The following is a 20789-nucleotide window of genomic DNA, read 5'->3' as shown; positions in this document are numbered from 1 at the left end:
CAATCACAACAAGAAAAAGGGGACACCCCCTTTTTTTGCACTAAAGCTTCCCTGATCGAAAGATCGAATAAAGCAACCACCCGAACATGAGCGCGACCACACCAAATCCAATTTCAATAATCGGAATTTTCCATAGGAGCATCGACTGCCGTCCTAGCGATGAAGCGATTAACATGCCGGCCATGACGATGCTCAAGGAAAGAAGGATGAGGCTGATGGACAATCGGTTGCCAATTTGATCGAGTTTGCGCAAAAGCGCCTCAAGGTCTGAGGCTGTCATCTCAAGCTGAAGTTTGCCGCGCCGCATGACCTTCGTCAGTTCTTTGATACTGTCCGGCAGCCGAAGCAGCATTTCGCCATAACCCGCCACACGCTTCCACGCCGTTTCTGCCACGCGATCGAGTCGAAGCCGCTCTTTCAGCAATTTTCTTCCGAACGGTTCGGCAACGTCCATTACGCGAAATTGAGGGTCAAGCGTCGCCACCACTCCTTCAACCGTCAACAGCGCTTTCCCTAACAGCGTCAAGTCGCTCGGAATGCGAATGCCATGCCGAAACGCCACCGTTAAAAGATCCCCGATCGCTTCGCCAAGGCTCACCTCGCTGAGCGGAACACGATAATACTTCTCGCGCAACTCGTCAATATCGTCGCGCAGCTTCCCCTCATCGACCTCAGCCGGAACAAGCCCGAGGCCATAAATGGCGTTCAACACCCCGTCGGTGTTTTGCCGCATCAAAGCGATGATAAGTGAGGAAAGGTGATGCTTGACATTCGGACGGAGGCGTCCCATTAAGCCGAAATCAATAAAGGCAAGCATCCCATCGGGGAGAACGAATACATTGCCCGGATGAGGATCGCCATGGAAGAATCCATGTTCGAACATTTGCTTTAACATCGAGACAGTCAAGCGCTCAGCCAGTGTCTTTAACGAATGACCGCTCTCTTTCAGGCGCTCGATTTCCCCGAGCTTAACCCCCTCCACATATTCCATCGTCAGCACTAGTTTCGTCGTATACTCCCAAAAAACGCCGGGCACGTATACAGACGGGTCATCGGCAAATTGATTAGCAAACGTTTCCGCATGGCGCGCCTCGATGGTGTAATCGAGCTCCTGCCGCAGCGACTTTGCCAATTCGTCAACGATTTCAGTGAGCCGATAAGACGCCGCCCAATCTAAGCGCCGTTCCGCGAGCACTGCTAAGTCTTGTAAAATATCCAAATCCGTCTCAATCCGCTCTGCAATATGCGGGCGCTGTATTTTCACCACGACAGCTTGTCCGGAAGGAAGAACGGCCCGATGTACTTGCCCGAGCGAAGCGGCTGCTAGTGGGATTTCGTCAAATGATCGAAAAAGCTCCTCGAGCGGCCCTCCCAATTCTGTTTCCACAATCCGGCGGACCTCAGGAAATGGAAACGGTGGAACTTGATCTTGCAACTTTTCCAATTCGCAAATGATATATCGAGGGATCAAATCCGGTCGCGTGCTGGCGATTTGCCCAAGCTTAATAAATGTCGGACCGAGTTCCTCGAGCACCAGGCGCAGACGTTCTCCGACCGTTTTTCCTTCCCGTTTCCCTTGTTCGGTTCGCCCGCGCGGCGGCAAGGAAAGAAAGGACGAAAAACCGAGTTCATCGACGATCATCCCGAATCCGTGCCGAAGCAAGGCGACGGCAATTTCATGATATCGACCAATATGGCGCATCCGCTTTCCGATCATCCGACCATCTCCCTTACAACGGCAAAAAGCGAGCGGACAGGCCGTATCCGTTTACTGCCCGCTTTGTTCCTTTTCTTCAAGGCGGCGGATTCGCTCCTCGAGCTGTCGAACGTCTTCCTTCGTCGCTAAATCAAGCTTGTCAATCATTTGTTTGATTTGCTCGCGCACAAGTCGTTGCACTTCCGCTTTCCGCTCTTCGGTTTGCTGCTTCCATTGGTCGATTACTTCTTTCGATTCATCAAGCGACAACTCCCCTTTTTTGACCAACTCATCGATCAATTTTTCCACTTGTTCTTTGCTAGCAATGGCTAATCCAAGTCCAAATGCCAACCCTTTTTTCAAAATGCTCATCCGTTTTATCCTCCTTTATCCATCCTTTTTCCTTATCGTACCATTTTTCGATGATCCTTGTCGAGCTAGGTCGCGGATTTCCCGTACGGATCGAATGCTGTTTTGTATACCTCATGTGATCGGGCGGCATGCTATCGTTGGACGATCATTCATAGGAGGGGTCCCAATGACTGATGAACAGCTGCATTATGGAGAAGACTACCATTTCATTCCCGCGACATCGGCAGCAAGCGGTGTCGGCATTAGCGTGCTGCCCGATTTGTACTGTCACACGATCCAAATCGTGAACATTTGTCTTGTCGGCCGGCCGGACGACTGCACGTTTGTATTGGTCGATGCTGGCATGCCGGGGTCGGCTGATGACATTATTTCCGTTGTGGAACAACGTTTTGGAGAGAACAGCCGCCCGCAAGCGATTATTTTAACTCACGGCCATTTTGACCACGTGGGGGCGATTGTTGAGCTTGTGAAGCATTGGAATGTCACGGTCTACGCCCACCCAGCCGAACTTCCTTATTTGACTGGAAAAGCTCGCTATCCTGAACCTGACGCTGCCGTCGAAGGCGGCTTCATCGCCAAAATATCACCGTTTTTCCCAAACGAACCGATTCAGTTAGGCGACCGTGTTCAACCGCTTCCTGAGGACGGCACCGTCCCGCACTTGCCAGAGTTCCGTTGGATACACACACCGGGGCACACTCCGGGACACATTTCCTTATTCCGTTCACGCGACGCTGCCTTAATCGCGGGCGATGCGTTCGTCACCGTCCGTCAAGATTCGTTATATAAAGTATTGACCCAACAAACAGAAATTAACGGCCCGCCACGCTATTATACAATCGACTGGCCCGCCGCCCGCGAATCCGTGCGCAAGTTAGCCGCACTCTTTCCGTCAGTCGCCATCACCGGGCACGGTGCTCCTGTCGCCGGCAAAGAGCTGCGCGAAGGGTTGACAAAACTCGCCCGTGATTTTGACCGTATCGCTACCCCTGATTATGGAAAGTACGTCCATTAGGCAAACGGACCATCGTTCCGTGAACGGCTTCTAGTTTTGTTTGAAGCGGAAGTTTCTCTGCTAAAACCACTTTCAGAATGATGTAAAAAACAGGGGAGGGTGTCTGAACGGGGCACCCTTTCGTTGTTAAATGGCAGACACTAAAGGGACGTTTTGCTGCTGAAAATGAAGACCGTGCACTCACATGTGAAAGTCAGAGGATTCTCCATGGAGATGGTAGAGCACATTATGCCTCGACAACGCAAAAAGGACGACAAGAATCACTCTTGTCGTCCATCATAAGAGATGGGCCTAAGTGGACTTGAACCACCGACCTCACGCTTATCAGGCGTGCGCTCTAACCAGCTGAGCTATAGGCCCGTTTATAAGAAATAAAAATGGAGGGGGACGGATTCGAACCGCCGAACCCAAAGGGAGCGGATTTACAGTCCGCCGCGTTTAGCCACTTCGCTACCCCTCCATGATTAACAATGCCGACTGCAGGACTTGAACCCGCAACCTACTGATTACGATTCAGTTGCTCTACCAATTGAGCTAAGTCGGCATAATATTAAGAAGGCGACTCATTGTTGATGAATTTATGGCGGAGGAGGAGGGATTCGAACCCCCGCGGGCTGTGACACCCCTATCGGTTTTCGAAACCGACCCCTTCAGCCAGACTTGGGTACTCCTCCGTAACTATTTGGAGCGATGCGGTCGAGAGGACTTGAACCTCCACGGGGTCGCCCCCACTAGGCCCTCAACCTAGCGCGTCTGCCATTCCGCCACGACCGCATAATCAATGGAGCGTAGGGGATTTGAACCCCTGACCTCTTCGCTGCCAGCGAAGCGTTCTCCCCCTGAACTAACGCCCCATGATGGTGGAGTATACTGGGATCGAACCAGTGACCCCCACGCTGTCAACGTGGTGCTCTCCCGCTGAGCTAATACTCCGTATTCTATGCCTAGCAGCGACCTACTCTTGCAGGGGCGCTGGCCCCAACTACCATCGGCGCTGGAGAGCTTAACTTCCGTGTTCGGGATGGGAACGGGTGTTTCCTCTCCGCTATCACCACTAGGCAATGGCGACATTATTTATTATAAATGATTTTGATTTATTGTCAATAGTTTTTTTATTCTTTTTTTGTTTTGTTCCGTTCAACTTTCAAGAAACAAAACTATCTCTTGAACTTTCATTTTCGCAACCTTTTGTCGAGAAACTGACCTTTCCTGTTCCTGCTTGTAGGCGTAGACACAAGCAAAACCTCAAGCAGTTTACTAATATATCATTTTTCCAACAGATGTCAAGCGTTTTTTCTTAAAATCAATCTTCGTATAAAACCAAAACTTCAAAATCGGACAGTTTTTATTATATAGATAAAATATTTATTTTGTCAAGGTTTATTTTTTATTAAAGACCATGTTTCGTTGTTTTCTTTTGCTTCACCCTCATCTAACGAAGCGACAATTTTTATTATACTTATGAACTGATTCTAAGTCAATATTTATAATCCAGTTAATTTTATCCAAAATATTTCGCTATATTAGCCTGAGTAGAGAAGCTTTTTTCAAAGTAGCTTCCCCCCTTTTACATCTATTTACTCAAATGATCCAGCCGATAGATGTACATTCTCCCCTTTTCATGCACAAATCATTTCTTGCCATGGCCATGGCCACCTGCGTATAATAAAAGGTAGATAGCGTAAAATGAAAACAGGGACATTGGCGGCCACCAATGCCCTGTCCATGCACAGCCCTGCAAGAAGTGCAGTGGCTCAAGCTTTGGGCATGATAACCTACCCTCGCCTCGGCCTAGCAGGGTGGGTTATTTTTTGTCTTTTGCTACGGCGATCACCGCGACGATGAGTGACGCAAACGCAATCATGAGCGTCAGCGCATCGGCAATCGTCATCACCAACACCACCCCCTTTCGTTTAGGGAGTGGCCACTGCCCACCCTGCATATGGCTGTGCATGTTTCATTATACCATCGAATCAATCAAATGCGAATATACATTCGTATGCTTGTTGAAAAATTAGGAACGTTTCCCTATCTGTAGGCATTGTGGCATCCTCAACCCGTTTGACAACAGCGCATCATGACATCCATCTCTATTTTGATAGCCACTAAACTTTGTCTATTTTCGCCGGGAGCTCGAAAAAACGTTGTTTCGCCCGCCTATATTCTTCCATATTTTTTCTGAGCTCATCATCGTTGACTCTGTATTCATCGTCAGCTAGCCATATCTCGCGAAACCGGTGGATGTGAATGGTTTCTCCCTTCTTTCTTTCATTTTTTCAGTACAAAATTGGTGTAGTTCTTCTTCGTGTGAAAATGCTTCGTATAAAATCGGCGATTTTCCGAATAATGACAGTAGACTCATCTTGCTCTGCCAAGGAGGAAAACAAGTGGAACAGGCAAAACAACCCCGCGTTCATGGGCTGTTGTTGCTGGTCGTTGCCGCTGTGTTCGTTTGGTCGGCCATTCGTCCGACTAGCTATGCAGTGTGGGCGCTCGAGGTCACCCCGGCGCTGATTGGGCTTGTGATTGTAATCGCCCTATACCGACGCTTTCGGTTGACCACGATGTCATATGTCATCATTGCTATATTGGTGATCATCATGTTTATTGGCGGTCATTATATTTATTCCAAAGTTCCCTTTTTTAACTGGATCAAAGATGTATTTCATTTGGAACGCAACCATTACGACCGATTTGGCCATTTCCTCAAAGGGATGTTCGCTATCGTTCTCAGAGAGCTCCTCCTGCGGAAAACGCCGTTGCCGCGCGGCGCGTGGCTTTTCATCATCGTCACGGGCATGTCGCTCGCTATCGCTGCCCTGTATGAGATCATCGAATGGCTCGTCTCGATCATCTTTAAAGGTGGAAAGGCATCAAAGGACTTTTTGGGGATGCAAGGAAATATTTGGGATACACAATGGGATATGTTATGTACACTCATCGGGACAATGATTGCCCTATGGCTGCTCTCAAAGTGGCATGACAGGCAGCTTGCGCGATTGGATCATCACCGCAGCTAAGCTCATAAAACAGCGGCTTTTGCCTTCAGGAAAAGCCGCTGTTTTCAATTCACCTTATACAAGTAAATCGTCCATGCTGATTCGTCGGAAGTAAACACACGCTCAAGCGTCAGCCTGTTCTCAGCTGCATTATCGATCGGAACGGCCGAGAAAATATAGCGGCCGCCCATTTTTTTCAACTGTTCTGTATTCAGCTGCAAATTCTTCAGCCGCTTTTTCGACTGTTTCGTAAACATATACCGTTTGCCAAGCTCCGCCGTAAAGATGTAGCAACGCCCGCCCCATTCGTCAAAATACGTACGGATCGTCTTGCTTTTGGCCAGTTCACGTTCAATGATTTTACGGAACTCGTATTTGTATGACAACGGGTAAAAGTTGTTGTACGTATCGAGCGTGTAAAACCCGTTGTATTGAGCAATAGCCGGATGAATGCCGATGCTTACGACGCGGTAATCGGACACAGGAAGCCCGATGTATTGTTTGATTTGTTGAAACTGTTCTTCCGCATAAAATTGTTTCACCGTCGGTTCATAACGGAAGACGATTTCCTCGTTAATGAAAAACACGAGAATCATTTGCGCCGCTAACAACCGTTTCGCCCACGTTTTCCCCTTTCCGCTGTATTGCCACACGATTTTCAACGCCAGCGCAAATTGCACATAGATGATGAGCGGACGCAAAAAATGAAAACGGGCGAAATTAAACGTATCCAAAAAATGAAACCGCTCGGTCAGCGGCAGCCACCCTTTATAAAACCAAAAGGCGTACCATGCCGACAGCGCAAAGTTAAGACCGAACAAGAAAAGAAACAGCCGTTCCTCTTTCCATCGTCTTTTGGCGAAAACTATGAACAAAGCGATGAACCAGACCGGCAAAATGAAAAACGTATGCTCAGTCATGACGTGGTGATGGCCGAGAATAAAGTTTTTCCATGTTAAACGGACACAATGCCAAAACGTCAAGCGTGCATGGAAATACTCATCCCGGCTCGTCGGTTCATCTTCCCATAAAAACGAATAAACAAGCCGGTACTCGACAAGCAAATAAAGCAGCGTCATATAGGCAATTGAAGCGAAAAAGCGGATGTTCCATCCCTTTCCGCGCAGTACATCCAAAAGCCAAAGAGCGCCCATGGCGGCAAGAAAGAAAAAGAAACCAAGTACAAAACTTGAATAAAGCGGGAGAAGCGTCAGCACCGCGTAATTTTTCCAAGACCGCTCCCCCTTTCGAATGTTCAAAAACGCCCAGAGCGCAAGCGGCATGCCTAGCGTGCTTAACATCCCTGACGGCCAAAAAAGTGTGAGGGAAAACGCCAGCGCCACCCCAATGCGGACAGCCATCCAGCGCCGCTCGGGCAAAATATGGGTTTTCAAAAGCAAATACATGCCGACAAACGCCACAACTCTTGTGATCGTTTGGCTAAGTGCATAAGCGATCATCGTCGGAAACAAGGCATGCAGCCAGACGATGCCGGTCAACTCGGATCCGAGCGCGTTTCTCGATAATTCACCATTAGCGATTTGCGGAATTTTCGCATCAAGCGGTCCGGTGATTTGCCCGCTTTCAGCAAGCACTTTATACCAGGCGATGTTGGAATCCAAATTATCGTGGACACGAATATGCGCATTCTCACCAAGGATAAACAGCGGGGACACATAAAGGGCGATGACGCCAAGCGCTAAAAGCAAAAACCGTCGTTCTCTTTGTTCATCCATCGGCATCACGCTCCTGACTCCTCTGGGTTTGGTCATAAAAGCCCTATTGGATACGATGTGCATGAAAGGAAAAAATTATTCTTGCGGGCGAATGAAAGAGCGTGCGATAAGATGACGATGTTGTTTCGCGTTTCGTTTTTTCCCTTCTCTCGTTGCATCCTCTCCCTTTCCTTTCGTATCATTAAATGCAAGAAAACATTCTATTTCCAAAGGAGTGCGTATGATGGCAAAACAACTCCCTCCCGGCCAGTTCGAGACGGAAAAATGGCCGATTTTACATGAAGGGGACGTGTACGAATTTGATGAGACGACATGGAATTTTCGACTGTTCGGCGAGGTCAAAAAGGAGGTGTCCTTCTCCTATCAAGAAGTGATGGCGCTGCCGAAAACAATTTCCACCGTCGACATGCATTGTGTCACGACATGGTCGAAATTTGATACGACGTTTGAAGGCATCGCCTTTCGCGAGTTTTTGCGCTTCGTTGAACTAGAACCGGGTGTGAAGTACGTAAAAATTTACGGCTACTTAAACGGCGACCGGTTCGGCTATTCCGCGAACTTGCCACTTGAAGCGTTGATGGGTGACGATGCGCTGTTTGTCTATCGGTGGAAAGACAAACACCACGATTGGCAAGACATTTCGCCGAAGCACGGCTACCCGCTCCGTTTCATTCCACCAGCCACGTTTTACTTATGGAAAGGCGCAAAATGGGCGTCCGGCATCCGCTTTATGAAAGAGGACGAGCCAGGCTATTGGGAAGAGCGCGGCTATTCAATGACCGCAAATCCATTTAAAGAAGAGCGATTCGCCGAATCGATATCAAGGTTTCGATTTTGGTGAGGAAATCTGATGAAACCAGCAGTAGAAACAAAAAAACGAGGGTTTGAAGCAGAAACCCTCGTTTTTTTGTTTGGCTATGCCGCTCGGCGAGCGACAGCTTGTTTTTGCAGCCATGGGCGAAGGCGCAAAAAGAGAAGCATAAACACAACAGCCATGAGCACCCCTTTTGCCGCGTTAAACGGCAAAATAGCGGAAATGACCAACGCTTTTGTTTCCGGCGCACTCATCGCCGGAGCGCCAAGGAAGAGCGTATATGCCGGCAAAAAGACATAGTAGTTGAGCACGCTCATGACGAGAGCCATTGTCGCTGTTCCCGCCGCCAGTCCAAGTAGCATGCCTTTTTTTGATGCAGCTCTGCGATAAATATAGGAAACTGGCAAAATAAACGCCACCCCGGCAGTGAAGTTGGCGATCTGTCCGATTGGAACGCCAGTGGCGCTGCCGACAAGAAAATAGTTCAGCACGTTTTTCAACAGCTCAACAAACACGCCGGCAAGCGGGCCGTACAAAAGCGCGGCGACAAGCGCCGGGATGTCGCTAAAATCTACAAGCAAAAAGTTAGGAAATGGCGGAAGCGGAAAGTTGAGCATCATGAGCAAGTACGCACCAGCACTAAAGACACTGACAGCCACAAAGGTGCGGATGTTGAATGATTTCATGCTTGTTCTCCTCTCCTTCTCGTGATCCATCCTCACAAGAAGAAGGCTGCCGAGCGAACGCCAATAAAAAACCCCTTAAACCCAAGGGCTTAAGGGAGAAAAAGGGCGAACTCAACTAAGCGTCAGGCGCATGGCGCCAAACGCCGGCAAACCTTCATCTTCTCCCATCCAGACTATACTGTCGGCTCCGGACTCGCACCGGATCCTGCCTTGCGGCTCGCGGGCTGAGGGGCATCCACCCCATCACCGCCGGTCGGGAATTTCACCCTGCCCCGAAGATGAATCATATTCTTTTATTATTGATAATGATAAATTTAGTATACAATTTTCATATCATTTTGTCTACGATTAACAGCTTGATGACAAGTTGACCGAACATGCTGTGCTTTCGTTTCCCGCACAGTCGACTTGCCGCGACTAGTTGTCAACTTTATCTAATCAGCTCCTCCCCCAGCTCGAGTACCGGCGGATTGACATTGACCATATCAGCGTATTTCAATCCGGTTCCAGTATTTAGCACAACGACGGTCTCCCCGTCACGAATCCAACCGCTTTCGCGCAGCTGGCGAGCCGCCGCAAACGCCGCCGCTCCTTCCGGGCAAATGAACGCCCCTTCCGCTTTTGCCACCATCTGCTGTTGTGCCAAAATCGCCTCATCGTCGATAGCAATCGCACAGCCATCCGTCTCATACACCGCCTCAAGCACAAGAAAGTCGCCAAGCGCTTTTGGCACGTTAATGCCAAACGCCACCGTATGAGAGTTCGGCCAAAATTCCGACTCACGCTTTTTCTCGTTCCATGCCTTCACAATCGGTGCGCAATGCTCGGCTTGCACAGCGACAAGCCGCGGCATCTTGCCGCTTACCCAACCAAGCGCCTGCAGTTCTTTGATTGCCTTGTAAATGCCGATGAGCCCAACGCCGCCCCCGGTCGGATACAAGATGACATCCGGAAGCTGCCAAGAGAGCTGCTCGGCAATCTCAAGTCCCATCGTTTTCTTTCCTTCAATCCGATACGGTTCTTTCAATGTAGAAGCATCGTACCAACCGTATTCACGGATCGCTTTCGCCACGATTTGTCCAGCATCGCTGATCAAGCCGTTGACTAAATACAATTCCGCCCCTGCGATGGCACATTCCTTGCGCGTCAACTCCGGTGCATCCACCGGCATAACCACCGTCGCACGAATGCCGGCTCGAGAAGCATAAAGCGACCACGCCGCCCCTGCGTTGCCGTTTGTCGGCATAGCAAGCTGTTCGACCCCCAATTCTTTCGCTTTGGAAACGCCGACCGCCGCCCCGCGAGCTTTAAACGTCCCCGTTGGAATGACCCCTTCGTCTTTCATATAAAGTGAATCAATCCCGATGTTCCGGCCAAGGCGCGCCATTCGTACAAGCGGGGTCATCCCTTCACCTAAAGAGACGATATGTTTGGGATGTTTCACCGGCAATAGCTCATGATACCGCCATAAGCTCGGTTCACGTTCCTTGAGCGCTTCCCGTGCCACTTCTTGGCGCATCGCTTCCAAATCATAGGCGACTAGAAGTGGAGAACCGCATTCGCAAAGCTGGTGCACGTGATCGACATCATATGTACGTTCGCATTTCGAGCAGTAGAGATGGGATGCGTAACTAAATGACATCGGTTGTCCTCTCCTTCCGTCTACTTTGTCTGTACTGGACGGCTAAGCAGGTGTGAGCTTATTATGTAGAGGCTTGACGACACACCCGTCCTTTTCATTATACTGCACATTTGCGTATGCAGCCCATTGCTTTTGTGCATAATAGTAGGAAATGCGCAAATACTACAAAAATGATAGAAATGATTCTGTGCCGATCACGAACCGCTTTTTATGTCAAATGCGTCAATGGGCGAGGAATGTCCTCTCCCCGTGCTCCCAGTTTTCTTGCAAACAACTGCTCCTTCTTTTTTACCGTTTACACTGCGTGTGATAGAATAGAATGGAAAACACCGCCTTCGTTTCCTCATGGGTGGCAGAGCGGTTGATCCGTTGTCAAATTCGTGTATAACCAAGGGGGGACTCTTCATGAAACAAGAACTCATTGAACGCTTCACCCGATACGTCAAAGTCGACACCCAATCCGATCCGGAAAGCAACACGTGCCCTTCGACCCAAGGGCAATGGGATCTAGCGAGAATGTTAGTCGAGGAGCTAAAAGCAATCGGCATGGAAGAAGTGACCGTCGATGAAAACGGCTATGTGATGGCAACCTTGCCGGCCAATACGGACAAAAACGTGCCAACGATTGGCTTTTTGGCTCATCTCGACACGGCACCGGAATTTACCGGAACAAACGTCAACCCGCAGATCATTGAACAATATGACGGTGGCGACATCGTGTTAAACGAACAGCAGCACATCATCCTATCGCCGAAAGACTTCCCGGAGCTTGCCAACTACAAAGGACATACGCTCATTACGACGGATGGGACGACGCTGCTAGGCGCCGACGACAAAGCGGGAATCGCCGAAATTATGACGGCGATGAACTATCTCATTCAACACCCGGAAATTAAGCACGGCAAAGTGCGCGTCACCTTTACACCAGATGAAGAAATCGGCCGCGGGCCGCACAAATTTGATGTCGCTCAATTTGGCGCCCAATTTGCATATACGGTCGACGGGGGACCGCTCGGCGAATTGGAGTACGAAAGCTTTAACGCAGCGGAAGCCAAAATCACCATTAAAGGAAAAAACGTCCATCCGGGCACGGCAAAAGGAAAAATGATCAACTCGATCAAAATCGCCTTGGAGTTCCAGCAACAGCTGCCAGCAAACGAAGCGCCTGAACATACGGACGGATATGAAGGGTTTTACCATTTGCTTTCGTTCCAAGGCAATGTGGAGGAAACAAAGCTGTATTACATTATCCGCGATTTTGACCGCGAGCAATTTGAGGCACGCAAGGCAAAAATGAAAGACATCGCCGCCGCGCTCGCGCAAAAATACGGCAATGACCGGATTTCTATTGAAATCAATGACCAATATTACAACATGCGCGAAAAAATTGAACCGGTGCACCATATCGTCGACATCGCCCATGAGGCCATGACAAACTTGGGCATCGAACCGAAAGTGAAACCGATCCGCGGTGGCACAGACGGGTCCCAATTGTCATATATGGGGCTGCCAACACCGAACATTTTTGCCGGCGGTGAAAATTTCCATGGCCGTTATGAATACATTTCCGTCGATACGATGGTGAAAGCCGCCGAAGTGATCGTGGAGATCATCAAGCTGTTCGAACAAAAAACATCCTAATCTATGGTTCGTTTGCCTATCGTCCAAAAGCCGTTTTACGCCATGATGAAAGAAACGGTGTCCCCGCTCATTGGGGATACCGTTTTCTTCATTATTACAAGCAATCTGTCCTCCCCTTTTCGTTCTGTTATGAAAGCAGGGTGGTTTGCTCCTCAATCCGCACCGAAAAAGACTCCTCCTCCGAATACACACGACAAGAATAATCAAATTAACCTACTTGGCGTGTGGTCCTTTCGGTCAACATAGCGAAGCCATTAGCAAGGAAGCTGTTGACTGTCACTGTGTATTCGTCGTCTAGATGAAGCGGTATACCGTCTTGGCAGCTGGATGTCAGCAAAAAGTATCGGCATCAAAACCAAGCTTGTGTTATCGCCTGTTTAGCTGACCATTCGCTGATCAAGTATCGCACTTACGACGAAGATGAAGGCAGCGCATCGTTTGAACAATGGAACCGACGTTTGATAAACAAAGAATGGGCAGAAGGGAAAACGCTTATCGCCTCTATTCGCCTGGCGCCAAAAGAGCAGCTGGTGACGTTTTGACAACTAAACAAGCGCAAAAGGAATGGATAAAGACATCGGTGGAAATGAAAAAAAGAAGTGCCCGCACAAAGCGACAGACGACTTGCGCACCCACCGCGATGAAAGCCGTCGACCTCATTGCCCACGAAACGGGCGGAAGCATCAGTAAATCGCATGAGGAGCTCGTCTTGCCGATCCGGCTCGTTGAAGAAATGAATGTCCATCCAAACGATCCATCGTCACTATGCGTTCGAATAAGAAAAGGTGCTTCGCTCGTGTCGACGAAACACCTTTTCCTCGCTTACAGGAATGAGTAGCTCATCCCCCACTGTAAGGGCCGGTGCGATAAGCAAGGACATGTTCACACTAGCGGCCCAAACAGCAACATCGCAAAGCCGCGCTTCGTTAGATGGTCTCCTTTCCGCGAATACCGTTAATGGAATAGCTCGCCGTAACAGCGGCATTTAACGAATGGGAGACGGAACAATACTTTTCTTTTGACAGCCGAATGGCGCGAATGACTTTTTCTTCCGGCAAATCGCCTTCGAGCGCGTAATGAATATGTATGTCGGTAAATCGTTTTGGGTGGTCATCGGCGCGCGTTCCTTCCACCTCCATTGAAAACGAGCGGACATCAAGCCGCATTTTCTGCAAGATCAAAATGATATCAATGCCGGTGCAACCTGCCAACGCATGAAGCAATAGCTCCATCGGACGGGCACCCGAATCGTTGCCACCGACATCCTTCGCTGCATCCATCGGGATCGTCACACCGGAAGCGCTTTGGCCGCTGAACGACATGTTTCCATTCCACGTAACGGTCGTTTTCATCATCATCGTCGCCCCTCTCTATTTGCTTTGGCTACGGAACGAACAACCGCCGCCTGGCCGTTCGTTTCCATCTGCTTTTCAGTTTACCGGTTGCCGGTTTGAAATGCAAAATTCCTGTCTAGCGTTTTTGCACGTGCATGATAAAATAGAAACATGTACAAACTTGTTCAGTAAAGGGTGTTTAACGAGATGACTGCACTAATTTTACTTATCGCTTATCTTCTCGGTTCGATTCCGTTTGGTCTTCTTGTCGGGAAAATCGGCTACGGAATCGACATTCGCGAGCACGGGAGTGGCAATCTCGGAGGAACGAACACGTTCCGCGTGCTCGGAGCGAAAGCGGGAACGATCGTCATTTTGGGCGATATGTTGAAAGGGACGTTGGCAGCGAGCTTGCCAATGCTTTTTTCTGTTCCCGTTCACCCGCTCTTGGCTGGAGCGGTCGCTGTTGTCGGCCATATGTACCCGATATTTGCTAAATTTCGCGGCGGCAAGGCAGTGGCGACATCAGGCGGAGTGATGCTGTTTTATTCTCCGCTGTTCTTTTTGTCACTGATCGCCGTATTTCTTGTCGTGTTGGCCGTTTCGCGCTACGTCTCCCTGTCATCAATGGCCGCAGCACTGTATGCGGTCGTGTACACTGTCTTCTTCACGGATGACATTCCATTGACGGTAGCGGTGGTATTGTTGGCTTCGTTTATTTTTTATCGTCACCATGCCAATATTCGACGCATCTTGAATAAAACGGAGCCAAAAGTGAAATGGCCAAGAAAGCGTAAATAACGACAGATGGAGAAAGGAGTTTGCTGTCCTTGAGATTGCCGGAAGCATTTGTCGCGAAAATGAAAAAGCTGCTTCATGAAGAAGCAGACGAATTTTTCGCCGTCTACGAAAATGAAAAAACGAACGGTTTGCGCGTCAATCCGTTGAAAACTAGCCCGGATTCATGGGCAAAAATGGCGCCATTTTCCCTCACCCCGGTGCCATTTTGCCCAACCGGGTTTTATTACGACCGAAGCGAACAGCCAGGAAAACATCCATACCATGCAGCCGGGCTGTACTACATTCAAGAACCGAGCGCAATGGCAGTCGCCGAAGCGCTCCGTCCCGCACCCGGGGAGACGGTGCTTGATTTGTGCGCCGCTCCGGGCGGGAAAACGACCCAGCTTGGTGCCATGATGGAAAACAAAGGACTGCTTGTCGCTAACGAAATTCACCCGAAACGGGTTAAAGCGCTCGCGGAAAACGTCGAACGGCTCGGCTTGACCAACACCGTGGTCGTCAACGAAACGCCGGAAGCGCTCGCAGAGCGGTTCCCTGGCTTTTTTGACAAAATTTTAGTCGATGCCCCGTGCTCGGGTGAAGGGATGTTTCGCAAAGAGGAAGAGGCCGCTTCATTTTGGAGTCAGGCGTACGTAGAAGAGCGCGCGGCCCGTCAGCGGCGCATTTTGCAAAGCGCCTATGCGATGCTGAAGGAAGGGGGCATTCTCGTCTACTCGACGTGCACGTTCTCTCCAGAAGAAAACGAGCAGACGATCGAATGGCTGCTTCAGACGTATGACGACTTGCGGCTGGTGCCGATTGAGAAAACCGGCGGCATAGAGCCCGGGCGGCCTGAGTGGACGAAAACGAACCGGGCTGAACTTGAACATGCCGCACGTCTTTGGCCGCACCGTGTCAAAGGCGAAGGTCATTTTATCGCCAAACTGCAAAAACAGCGACCGACTGCACCTTGGAACGGGCGGCGGGCAAAGACGAACGCACCGAAAGCCGCGATTCGGTTGTACCGTCAATTCGAACAAGCGACACTGCGGACAGAACGGCACGGAACGGTCGTATCTTTTGGCTCTCATTTGGTCATGCTGCCGGAGCAATGCCCCGATTGGTCAGGTTTGAAAGTGGTTCGCGCCGGACTTCATCTTGGCGAGGTGAAAAAAGAGCGGTTTGAGCCAAACCACGCCCTCGCTTTGGCGCTGCGGACGGATGAAGTGAACCATGTGCTTGATCTCCCAAGCACAGGCCATGAGATCATCCGATATTGGCATGGAGAGACGCTTCCGACCGGCGGCGACCGTGGCTGGTTGCTTGTTACCGTCGACGGTTATCCATTCGCTTGGGGGAAAGAAGTGAAAGGAACGGTAAAAAACTTTTACCCGAAAGGGCTGCGTCTTGTGTGAGCGACTCCCCTTTCTTTTCCTGAAGTAAGAGGATTCTTTCGAAACGATGTTACAACGAACGGCAAAGACTAGACCGTTTTGAAAAAAACAGAGGCTGTCTCAAAAGGGGACTACAACCTTTTGAAACAGCCTCTCATTTCTGTCATCGATGCCGAGTTGGGATCGTTAACGTAAACACAATTTCATCAGCAGCTAGGTCGATTTTTTTCGCTGCCACTTGATAACCGTTGCCAAATCGAATATCATCGAGCGCCACATAGACGCGAGCCCGATCCGGATCAACGACCACTTCATCCGGCAACGGGGCGTGCTTTTGCAAATAGCGAAGCACGTACGTCACCGGCAGCTTCCAATCGTCAAGTGAAATCGTTGGTTCCGCAAGCTCAACATTCCCCCCCTTGACGACCTTCGGCATAAACGAGACGACCAACTCCACATCGCGACCGAAAATGGGGATTTCGCTCGAGACATAGACGCGATCGGCAAGCCAAACATCGTATTGTAGCGGATGGTCTTTCATTTTTTCCGCCAAATAATCGTTAATGACAGCGTTCAAATGTGCCTTTTTTGAGTACACGGTAAACGAGGCCCCTTCCACGTGTGGGCGCATCGGACGTTTAACCTGTGGAGACGGCTGAAACAACCAAACAGCCACAAAGATGAGGATAGCGGCGTTGACGGCCGCCAATATCCAAAACGCTCGTTTCCAATTCATCACGACATACTCCTTATTCTCACCCGTTTTTCTTCAATCAGTTCACCCACCACTCTTTTTGCTCGTTTAACGCATGATATACGCGTGTGGCGATTTGTTCATACCCCGCGGCGTTCGGATGAAATTCATCACGGTGAAGAAGCTCATCGCGATCAGTAAAGATGTCTTGAATATCAACGAAGATCGTCCGGTCATAACGGGAAAGCACCACCTGACTTGCCTTGTTCCATTCGGCGATGACGTCATCGATTTCCGGGATGTTCGGTAGCGTCGTTGAAAACGGGTTGTATAAACCGACAAGCACGATGACCGCATCCGGATTGGCGATGCGCAGTGAAATCAACAAATGGTCGAGCCGGTCAGCAAACAACTTGCTTTCTTTCGCAAACCGCTCGTACGACAAATCAAAAAAATGCGAGCGGACTACATTCATCACATCGTTACCGCCAATCGTCAACAAAATCAAATCCGCCCGCTTAAGCTCTCCTTGGTGGGCGTCAACAACTGGCTCGAGTTCCCCACTGCGCCGGCCGCGCTTGCCCAAATTTGTCACCGTTACGGTCCGCACTCGGTCCTCTGCTGCAAGAAGCGGAACAAGACGGCCGACATACCCTCCTTTCCCTTCGCCGTCCCCAACCCCTTCGGTCAACGAGTCGCCTAAGGCGACGAGATGGATGTCTTTTGGCAGCGGCTTTGCCTCTGTCTGTTTGACGACAGCTTCCTGTGGTTGCTCCGGCTGTCCAACGGCTGAAAAGGCGGTGCAGCCGGCGAGAAACAAACTCACTATTATCATTAATCCCCATCGTTTCATGTTTGACACCTGCCTTCTCACGCAACAGGGGAAAAGACGAAAAGAAGGCAAAACGGTTGTAGCCGTTTTTGCCTTATCGCGACGATTGCAAAATCTCGATATGCTCTAAAATCGTGTCGTACGGCACGTCCTGCACACCGTTGTATGTTTGGACAATATTTCCATCCGGGCCAACTAGATAAAAGTTCGTGCCATGAATGACTTGATCGTCATTGGCCGGCTTTTGCACGATCGTTTTAAAGCTTTTTTGCGCCAGCTCATTAATTTCGGTTTGACTGTACCCGGTCAAAAAATGCCAGTTTGCTAGGTCGTCCGTAAACTGTTTCGCATAGGCGGTCAGTTTTTCTGGCGTGTCTACTTCCGGGTCGACACTGAACGAAACAAATTCGACATCCAGTCCCTTTTCTTCCGCCTTCTTCTTCAGCTTAGCCATATTGGCGGTCATTGGTGGACAAACCGTTTCACAATTCGTAAAAACAAAGTCAGCAACCCATATCTTCCCTTTTAGATCGCGAAGTCCAAACGGCTCACCCGACTGATCAACGAACGTAAAATCAGCGACCGGCCAGTTTTTTGCATCTGGAATTGTTTTTCCGCATGCAGCAAGCAAACAAACTGCTGCGATCATCATGATCCGTTTCCACATCGATGGCTCATCCTTTTCTTCATCGTTTTGCATTCAAACTCGCTTTACTCCCCGTTGGCTCTTTTTCCATATCGTACATGAACGCCAACACCCCAGAGGTGGTATGGATCGAAATAACAAGGGGCGTTTCGATGATCTCAACCGGCACATGTTCGCCCGTCCCCTTTTATGCTTAGCGTCATCTCGTTTCCATTATATAATGAAATCGACCAAAATCCCACCAAAAAAAAGTTGTTTTGCCGTTCAAGGCAAAACAACAGTTACGCGTTATGTTTCAAAATGGTTTCTTTAAAGATTTGTTCATATATCGGCCATTTCAACACTTTCTTCAAGTGTTCTCGGAACGAGTAAACAGAACGGGTCGTTCTTGATCGATACACCTTGGCAATAAACGTCTCCAAGCGAAGTTGGATCATAAATCGGTACGTGTTATCTTCCTCCAATACAGGAATTTCGATAATCTTCACTTTCTGCCCATACGCGTTTTTAAACTCGAGGCTTTTGAATAGCAAAATATCAATCCTCTTTTTCACCGATTTATTTATATTATACACCAAACCGGTGAAAAAGTATGTCGGAATACACCGAAAACTTTCCGACTTTTTTCGCGCTTTTTTGCTCAAATCAGCAAATGGAATAAGTTCGGGTCTTTATTTACTTCCTGGAACGGAAACCCTTTTTTCTTCATCCGTTCAATGAGCGGTGCGTAGTCTTCACGCCGTTTTAGCTCGATGCCGACGAGTGCCGGTCCGCTTTCTTTATTGTTTTTCTTCGTATATTCAAAGCGGGTGATGTCATCAGTTGGACCGAGCACTTCATCTAAAAATTCGCGCAGCGCCCCGGCCCGCTGCGGGAAATTAACGATGAAATAGTGTTGCAACCCTTCATAAATCATCGAGCGCTCCTTAATTTCCTGCATCCGGTCGATGTCGTTATTACCGCCGCTCACAACGCAAACCACTGTTTTGCCGCGAATTTGCTCTTTGTAAAACTCAAGAGCAGCGATCGGCAGCGCTCCCGCCGGTTCAGCGACAATCGCGTTTTCGTTGTACAGCTCTAAAATCGTTGTGCATACTTTCCCTTCCGGAACGACAATGATATCATCGAGCACCTCACGGCATAGAGCAAACGTTTTTTCCCCGACCGTTTTGACCGCGGCACCATCAACAAACTTATCAATCTCCCCAAGCGTCACAACATGCCCTTGCTCAAGCGCCGCTTTCATCGACGGAGCGCCGCCTGGTTCGACGCCGATCACCTTGGTCGCCGGCGAGATGCTTTTTACATATGTTCCCAACCCGGCCATCAGTCCGCCGCCGCCGATGCTGGCAAACAAAAAATCGATCGGTTCATCACAGTCGTTTAATACCTCAACACCGATTGTTCCTTGCCCGGCGATGACGTATTCGTCATCAAACGGGTGGATAAACGTGCGCCCTTCCGCTTCCGCACATTTTACCGCTTCGCTGTACGAGTCGTCAAACGTGTCGCCCACAAGGACGATCTCGACCTTGTCTTTGCCAAACAACTGGACTTGCGACACTTTTTGTCGAGGTGTTGTCGCCGGCATATAAATTTTTCCGTGCACCCCGAGTGCCCGGCACGAATAGGCGACTCCTTGGGCATGGTTGCCGGCGCTGGCGCATACGACCCCGTTTCTTCGCTCCTCATCAGTTAAATGTTTCATCCGGTTGTACGCTCCGCGCAACTTAAATGAGCGCACAACTTGCAAGTCTTCGCGCTTCAAGTACACATTGCACTCGTAACGCTCGGACAGAAGCGGGTTTTTTTGTAGCGGTGTATGGAAAACAACATCTTTCAGCGTATGATACGCGATCAAAATGTCCTCGACGTATACCGCCCCTTGTTTCCGTTTTAGTTGTTGTGCCATGCTCTCTTTCCCTTTCTTTTCTAAGTTGTCTTTGATTTGTAGATTATATCACAAATTTGCAAAAAGAAAAGGGAATTTTCGAAAAGTTTTCTGTTCTTTCATAAGAAAACGACCGGTGCTACGTCCGGTCGTCTTCTTTTTTAAACTCCTGTTCCTCAGCGAATTCCGTTGCCCATCTTCCTTCATCATACCAGCGATACGCTTCTTCCCGTCTCGCTTCTTCGAGTACATGGTTTTCCATATACAAATGGAAAAACGCTTCAACCGCACCAATAGCTAGTGAGCTGAAAAAGGCAGCGTATGCCATATTGACGGTCGGGGAAAGCAACGCAAAACTGGCAGGCCATACAAGCAAAAAGGAGAGCGGCACATCCAAAGCGGCGGCGACAAAGTGTCCGACGCGCGGCAAAACAACCAAATCGCCGATGACGTAGGAAACGATTGCCGTCATGAGCGTCATGAGTGAGATCAAAGAAAGCGGGGCATTAAAAATCGTAAACATCGAAAATAAAACGACACTCCAAGCAGCAAGCTTGACGATAAACGGAACGATATGCTTCATAATCTTCCTCCATTTCCATCGATGTTCTATATGG

General features: G+C 49.3%; 20 protein-coding genes, 7 tRNA genes, 1 rRNA gene and 1 riboswitch. Of the genes, 7 read left to right on the top strand and 21 right to left on the bottom strand.

The genetic code is table 11. From position 1 onward, the window contains the following. Positions 1 to 40 precede the first annotated feature (40 nt). Positions 41 to 1717 carry an ABC1 kinase family protein gene (locus DSM465_RS0110315; RefSeq protein WP_029761302.1) on the bottom strand — a complete coding sequence of 559 codons (1677 nt, stop codon included), beginning with the start codon at positions 1715 to 1717 and terminating at the stop codon, positions 41 to 43. 51 nt (positions 1718 to 1768) lie between these two features. Then, the gene (locus tag DSM465_RS0110310) at positions 1769 to 2068 is read right to left on the bottom strand and encodes a phasin family protein (RefSeq protein WP_008881832.1); all 300 of its coding nucleotides are present in this window, start codon (positions 2066 to 2068) and stop codon (positions 1769 to 1771) included. A gap of 166 nt (positions 2069 to 2234) precedes the next feature. On the opposite strand from DSM465_RS0110310, the gene DSM465_RS0110305 reads away from it, so the two are divergent. After that, on the top strand, positions 2235 to 3083 hold the full coding sequence (locus DSM465_RS0110305) for an MBL fold metallo-hydrolase (RefSeq protein ID WP_029761301.1): 849 nt from the start codon (positions 2235 to 2237) through the stop codon (positions 3081 to 3083). Between the two features lie 286 nt (positions 3084 to 3369). Here the strand turns inward: DSM465_RS0110305 and DSM465_RS0110300 are convergent. The 9 genes from DSM465_RS0110300 to DSM465_RS19875 form a co-directional block, all read right to left on the bottom strand. Continuing rightward, positions 3370 to 3443 (bottom strand) — tRNA-Ile (locus DSM465_RS0110300). Between the two features lie 18 nt (positions 3444 to 3461). Next, a tRNA-Tyr gene (locus DSM465_RS0110295) sits at positions 3462 to 3543 on the bottom strand. Between the two features lie 11 nt (positions 3544 to 3554). Beyond that, positions 3555 to 3627, bottom strand: a tRNA-Thr gene (locus DSM465_RS0110290). A gap of 37 nt (positions 3628 to 3664) precedes the next feature. Beyond that, positions 3665 to 3757, bottom strand: a tRNA-Ser gene (locus DSM465_RS0110285). Positions 3758 to 3774: 17 nt separating this feature from the next. Further along, positions 3775 to 3857 (bottom strand) — tRNA-Leu (locus DSM465_RS0110280). Between the two features lie 8 nt (positions 3858 to 3865). Then, positions 3866 to 3937 (bottom strand) — tRNA-Ala (locus DSM465_RS0110275). Between the two features lie 4 nt (positions 3938 to 3941). Continuing rightward, a tRNA-Val gene (locus DSM465_RS0110270) sits at positions 3942 to 4016 on the bottom strand. A gap of 9 nt (positions 4017 to 4025) precedes the next feature. Further along, positions 4026 to 4142, bottom strand: a 5S ribosomal RNA gene (rrf, locus tag DSM465_RS0110265). A gap of 745 nt (positions 4143 to 4887) precedes the next feature. Beyond that, positions 4888 to 4974, bottom strand: coding sequence for a putative holin-like toxin (locus tag DSM465_RS19875; RefSeq protein ID WP_223812931.1), 87 nt, complete (start codon positions 4972 to 4974; stop codon positions 4888 to 4890). A gap of 496 nt (positions 4975 to 5470) precedes the next feature. Between DSM465_RS19875 and DSM465_RS0110255 the strand changes: the two genes are divergently transcribed. After that, positions 5471 to 6103, top strand: a complete 633-nt coding sequence (locus DSM465_RS0110255; RefSeq protein WP_008880195.1) for a DUF2238 domain-containing protein — start codon at positions 5471 to 5473, stop codon at positions 6101 to 6103. Positions 6104 to 6147: 44 nt separating this feature from the next. Here the strand turns inward: DSM465_RS0110255 and DSM465_RS0110250 are convergent, their stop codons facing one another. Next, positions 6148 to 7818, bottom strand: coding sequence for a DUF6044 family protein (locus DSM465_RS0110250; RefSeq protein ID WP_029761300.1), 1671 nt, complete (start codon positions 7816 to 7818; stop codon positions 6148 to 6150). Positions 7819 to 8041: 223 nt separating this feature from the next. Between DSM465_RS0110250 and DSM465_RS0110245 the strand changes: the two genes are divergently transcribed. Then, positions 8042 to 8659, top strand: a complete 618-nt coding sequence (locus DSM465_RS0110245) for a sulfite oxidase-like oxidoreductase (RefSeq protein WP_029761299.1) — start codon at positions 8042 to 8044, stop codon at positions 8657 to 8659. A gap of 74 nt (positions 8660 to 8733) precedes the next feature. Here the strand turns inward: DSM465_RS0110245 and DSM465_RS0110240 are convergent, their stop codons facing one another. Further along, entirely contained in the window at positions 8734 to 9318 is a 585-nt protein-coding gene (locus DSM465_RS0110240; protein ID WP_008880192.1) for an ECF transporter S component, read from the bottom strand. A 152-nt stretch (positions 9319 to 9470) separates the two neighbouring features. Then, positions 9471 to 9602: riboswitch (FMN riboswitch) on the bottom strand. A gap of 146 nt (positions 9603 to 9748) precedes the next feature. Next, positions 9749 to 10960 carry a threonine synthase gene (locus tag DSM465_RS0110235; protein WP_029761298.1) on the bottom strand — a complete coding sequence of 404 codons (1212 nt, stop codon included), beginning with the start codon at positions 10958 to 10960 and terminating at the stop codon, positions 9749 to 9751. A 405-nt stretch (positions 10961 to 11365) separates the two neighbouring features. Here DSM465_RS0110235 and pepT point away from each other — a divergent pair, with 405 nt between their 5' ends. Next, positions 11366 to 12601, top strand: coding sequence for a peptidase T (gene pepT / locus DSM465_RS0110230; protein WP_029761297.1), 1236 nt, complete (start codon positions 11366 to 11368; stop codon positions 12599 to 12601). Positions 12602 to 13139: 538 nt separating this feature from the next. Beyond that, a complete protein-coding gene (locus DSM465_RS0110225; protein ID WP_152524568.1) occupies positions 13140 to 13439 on the top strand; it encodes a hypothetical protein in 300 nt (99 codons plus the stop codon). 88 nt (positions 13440 to 13527) lie between these two features. On the opposite strand, the gene DSM465_RS0110220 is transcribed toward DSM465_RS0110225, so the two are convergent. Next, positions 13528 to 13953, bottom strand: coding sequence for an OsmC family protein (locus DSM465_RS0110220; protein ID WP_029761295.1), 426 nt, complete (start codon positions 13951 to 13953; stop codon positions 13528 to 13530). 189 nt (positions 13954 to 14142) lie between these two features. On the opposite strand from DSM465_RS0110220, the gene plsY reads away from it, so the two are divergent. Continuing rightward, entirely contained in the window at positions 14143 to 14736 is a 594-nt protein-coding gene (plsY, locus tag DSM465_RS0110215; RefSeq protein ID WP_008880188.1) for a glycerol-3-phosphate 1-O-acyltransferase PlsY, read from the top strand. A 29-nt stretch (positions 14737 to 14765) separates the two neighbouring features. Further along, a complete protein-coding gene (locus DSM465_RS0110210) occupies positions 14766 to 16130 on the top strand; it encodes an RsmF rRNA methyltransferase first C-terminal domain-containing protein (protein WP_029761294.1) in 1365 nt (454 codons plus the stop codon). 142 nt (positions 16131 to 16272) lie between these two features. Here the strand turns inward: DSM465_RS0110210 and DSM465_RS0110205 are convergent, their stop codons facing one another. The 6 genes from DSM465_RS0110205 to DSM465_RS0110175 form a co-directional block, all read right to left on the bottom strand. Next, complete coding sequence (locus DSM465_RS0110205) at positions 16273 to 16845, bottom strand: YpmS family protein (protein WP_008880186.1); 573 nt, start codon at positions 16843 to 16845, stop codon at positions 16273 to 16275. Between the two features lie 37 nt (positions 16846 to 16882). Further along, positions 16883 to 17656 (bottom strand): SGNH/GDSL hydrolase family protein, encoded by a 774-nt coding sequence (locus DSM465_RS0110200; RefSeq protein WP_008880185.1) that lies wholly within the window; start codon positions 17654 to 17656, stop codon positions 16883 to 16885. 73 nt (positions 17657 to 17729) lie between these two features. Continuing rightward, positions 17730 to 18302: an SCO family protein gene (locus DSM465_RS0110195; RefSeq protein ID WP_029761293.1), complete on the bottom strand. Its 573-nt coding sequence runs from the start codon at positions 18300 to 18302 to the stop codon at positions 17730 to 17732. A 260-nt stretch (positions 18303 to 18562) separates the two neighbouring features. Next, on the bottom strand, positions 18563 to 18814 hold the full coding sequence (locus tag DSM465_RS0110185; protein ID WP_008880183.1) for a YpmP family protein: 252 nt from the start codon (positions 18812 to 18814) through the stop codon (positions 18563 to 18565). A 107-nt stretch (positions 18815 to 18921) separates the two neighbouring features. Further along, on the bottom strand, positions 18922 to 20193 hold the full coding sequence (ilvA, locus tag DSM465_RS0110180) for a threonine ammonia-lyase IlvA (RefSeq protein WP_008880182.1): 1272 nt from the start codon (positions 20191 to 20193) through the stop codon (positions 18922 to 18924). Positions 20194 to 20311: 118 nt separating this feature from the next. Further along, entirely contained in the window at positions 20312 to 20755 is a 444-nt protein-coding gene (locus DSM465_RS0110175) for a YndM family protein (protein WP_008880181.1), read from the bottom strand. Positions 20756 to 20789 lie beyond the last annotated feature (34 nt).

This window comes from Geobacillus thermodenitrificans subsp. thermodenitrificans DSM 465, from assembly GCF_000496575.1.
Lineage (GTDB): Bacteria > Bacillota > Bacilli > Bacillales > Anoxybacillaceae > Geobacillus > Geobacillus thermodenitrificans.
The sequence above is the reverse complement of the archived record's forward strand: the minus strand, read 5'-3'. Positions and strand labels throughout refer to the sequence as shown.

Excerpts from the sequence above, each read along its gene's own strand:
- DSM465_RS0110195 (WP_029761293.1), bottom strand. The coding sequence starts at position 18,302 with ATGTGGAAACGGATCATGATGATCGCAGCAGTTTGTTTGCTTGCTGCA.
- DSM465_RS0110240 (WP_008880192.1), bottom strand. The coding sequence starts at position 9,318 with ATGAAATCATTCAACATCCGCACCTTTGTGGCTGTCAGTGTCTTTAGT.
- DSM465_RS0110175 (WP_008880181.1), bottom strand. The coding sequence starts at position 20,755 with ATGAAGCATATCGTTCCGTTTATCGTCAAGCTTGCTGCTTGGAGTGTC.
- DSM465_RS0110245 (WP_029761299.1), top strand. The coding sequence starts at position 8,042 with ATGGCAAAACAACTCCCTCCCGGCCAGTTCGAGACGGAAAAATGGCCG.
- DSM465_RS0110220 (WP_029761295.1), bottom strand. The coding sequence starts at position 13,953 with ATGAAAACGACCGTTACGTGGAATGGAAACATGTCGTTCAGCGGCCAA.
- ilvA (WP_008880182.1), bottom strand. The coding sequence starts at position 20,193 with ATGGCACAACAACTAAAACGGAAACAAGGGGCGGTATACGTCGAGGAC.
- DSM465_RS19875 (WP_223812931.1), bottom strand. The coding sequence starts at position 4,974 with ATGACGATTGCCGATGCGCTGACGCTCATGATTGCGTTTGCGTCACTC.
- DSM465_RS0110200 (WP_008880185.1), bottom strand. The coding sequence starts at position 17,656 with ATGAAACGATGGGGATTAATGATAATAGTGAGTTTGTTTCTCGCCGGC.
- DSM465_RS0110250 (WP_029761300.1), bottom strand. The coding sequence starts at position 7,818 with ATGGATGAACAAAGAGAACGACGGTTTTTGCTTTTAGCGCTTGGCGTC.
- DSM465_RS0110305 (WP_029761301.1), top strand. The coding sequence starts at position 2,235 with ATGACTGATGAACAGCTGCATTATGGAGAAGACTACCATTTCATTCCC.
- plsY (WP_008880188.1), top strand. The coding sequence starts at position 14,143 with ATGACTGCACTAATTTTACTTATCGCTTATCTTCTCGGTTCGATTCCG.
- DSM465_RS0110315 (WP_029761302.1), bottom strand. The coding sequence starts at position 1,717 with ATGATCGGAAAGCGGATGCGCCATATTGGTCGATATCATGAAATTGCC.
- pepT (WP_029761297.1), top strand. The coding sequence starts at position 11,366 with ATGAAACAAGAACTCATTGAACGCTTCACCCGATACGTCAAAGTCGAC.
- DSM465_RS0110310 (WP_008881832.1), bottom strand. The coding sequence starts at position 2,068 with ATGAGCATTTTGAAAAAAGGGTTGGCATTTGGACTTGGATTAGCCATT.
- DSM465_RS0110235 (WP_029761298.1), bottom strand. The coding sequence starts at position 10,960 with ATGTCATTTAGTTACGCATCCCATCTCTACTGCTCGAAATGCGAACGT.
- DSM465_RS0110205 (WP_008880186.1), bottom strand. The coding sequence starts at position 16,845 with ATGAATTGGAAACGAGCGTTTTGGATATTGGCGGCCGTCAACGCCGCT.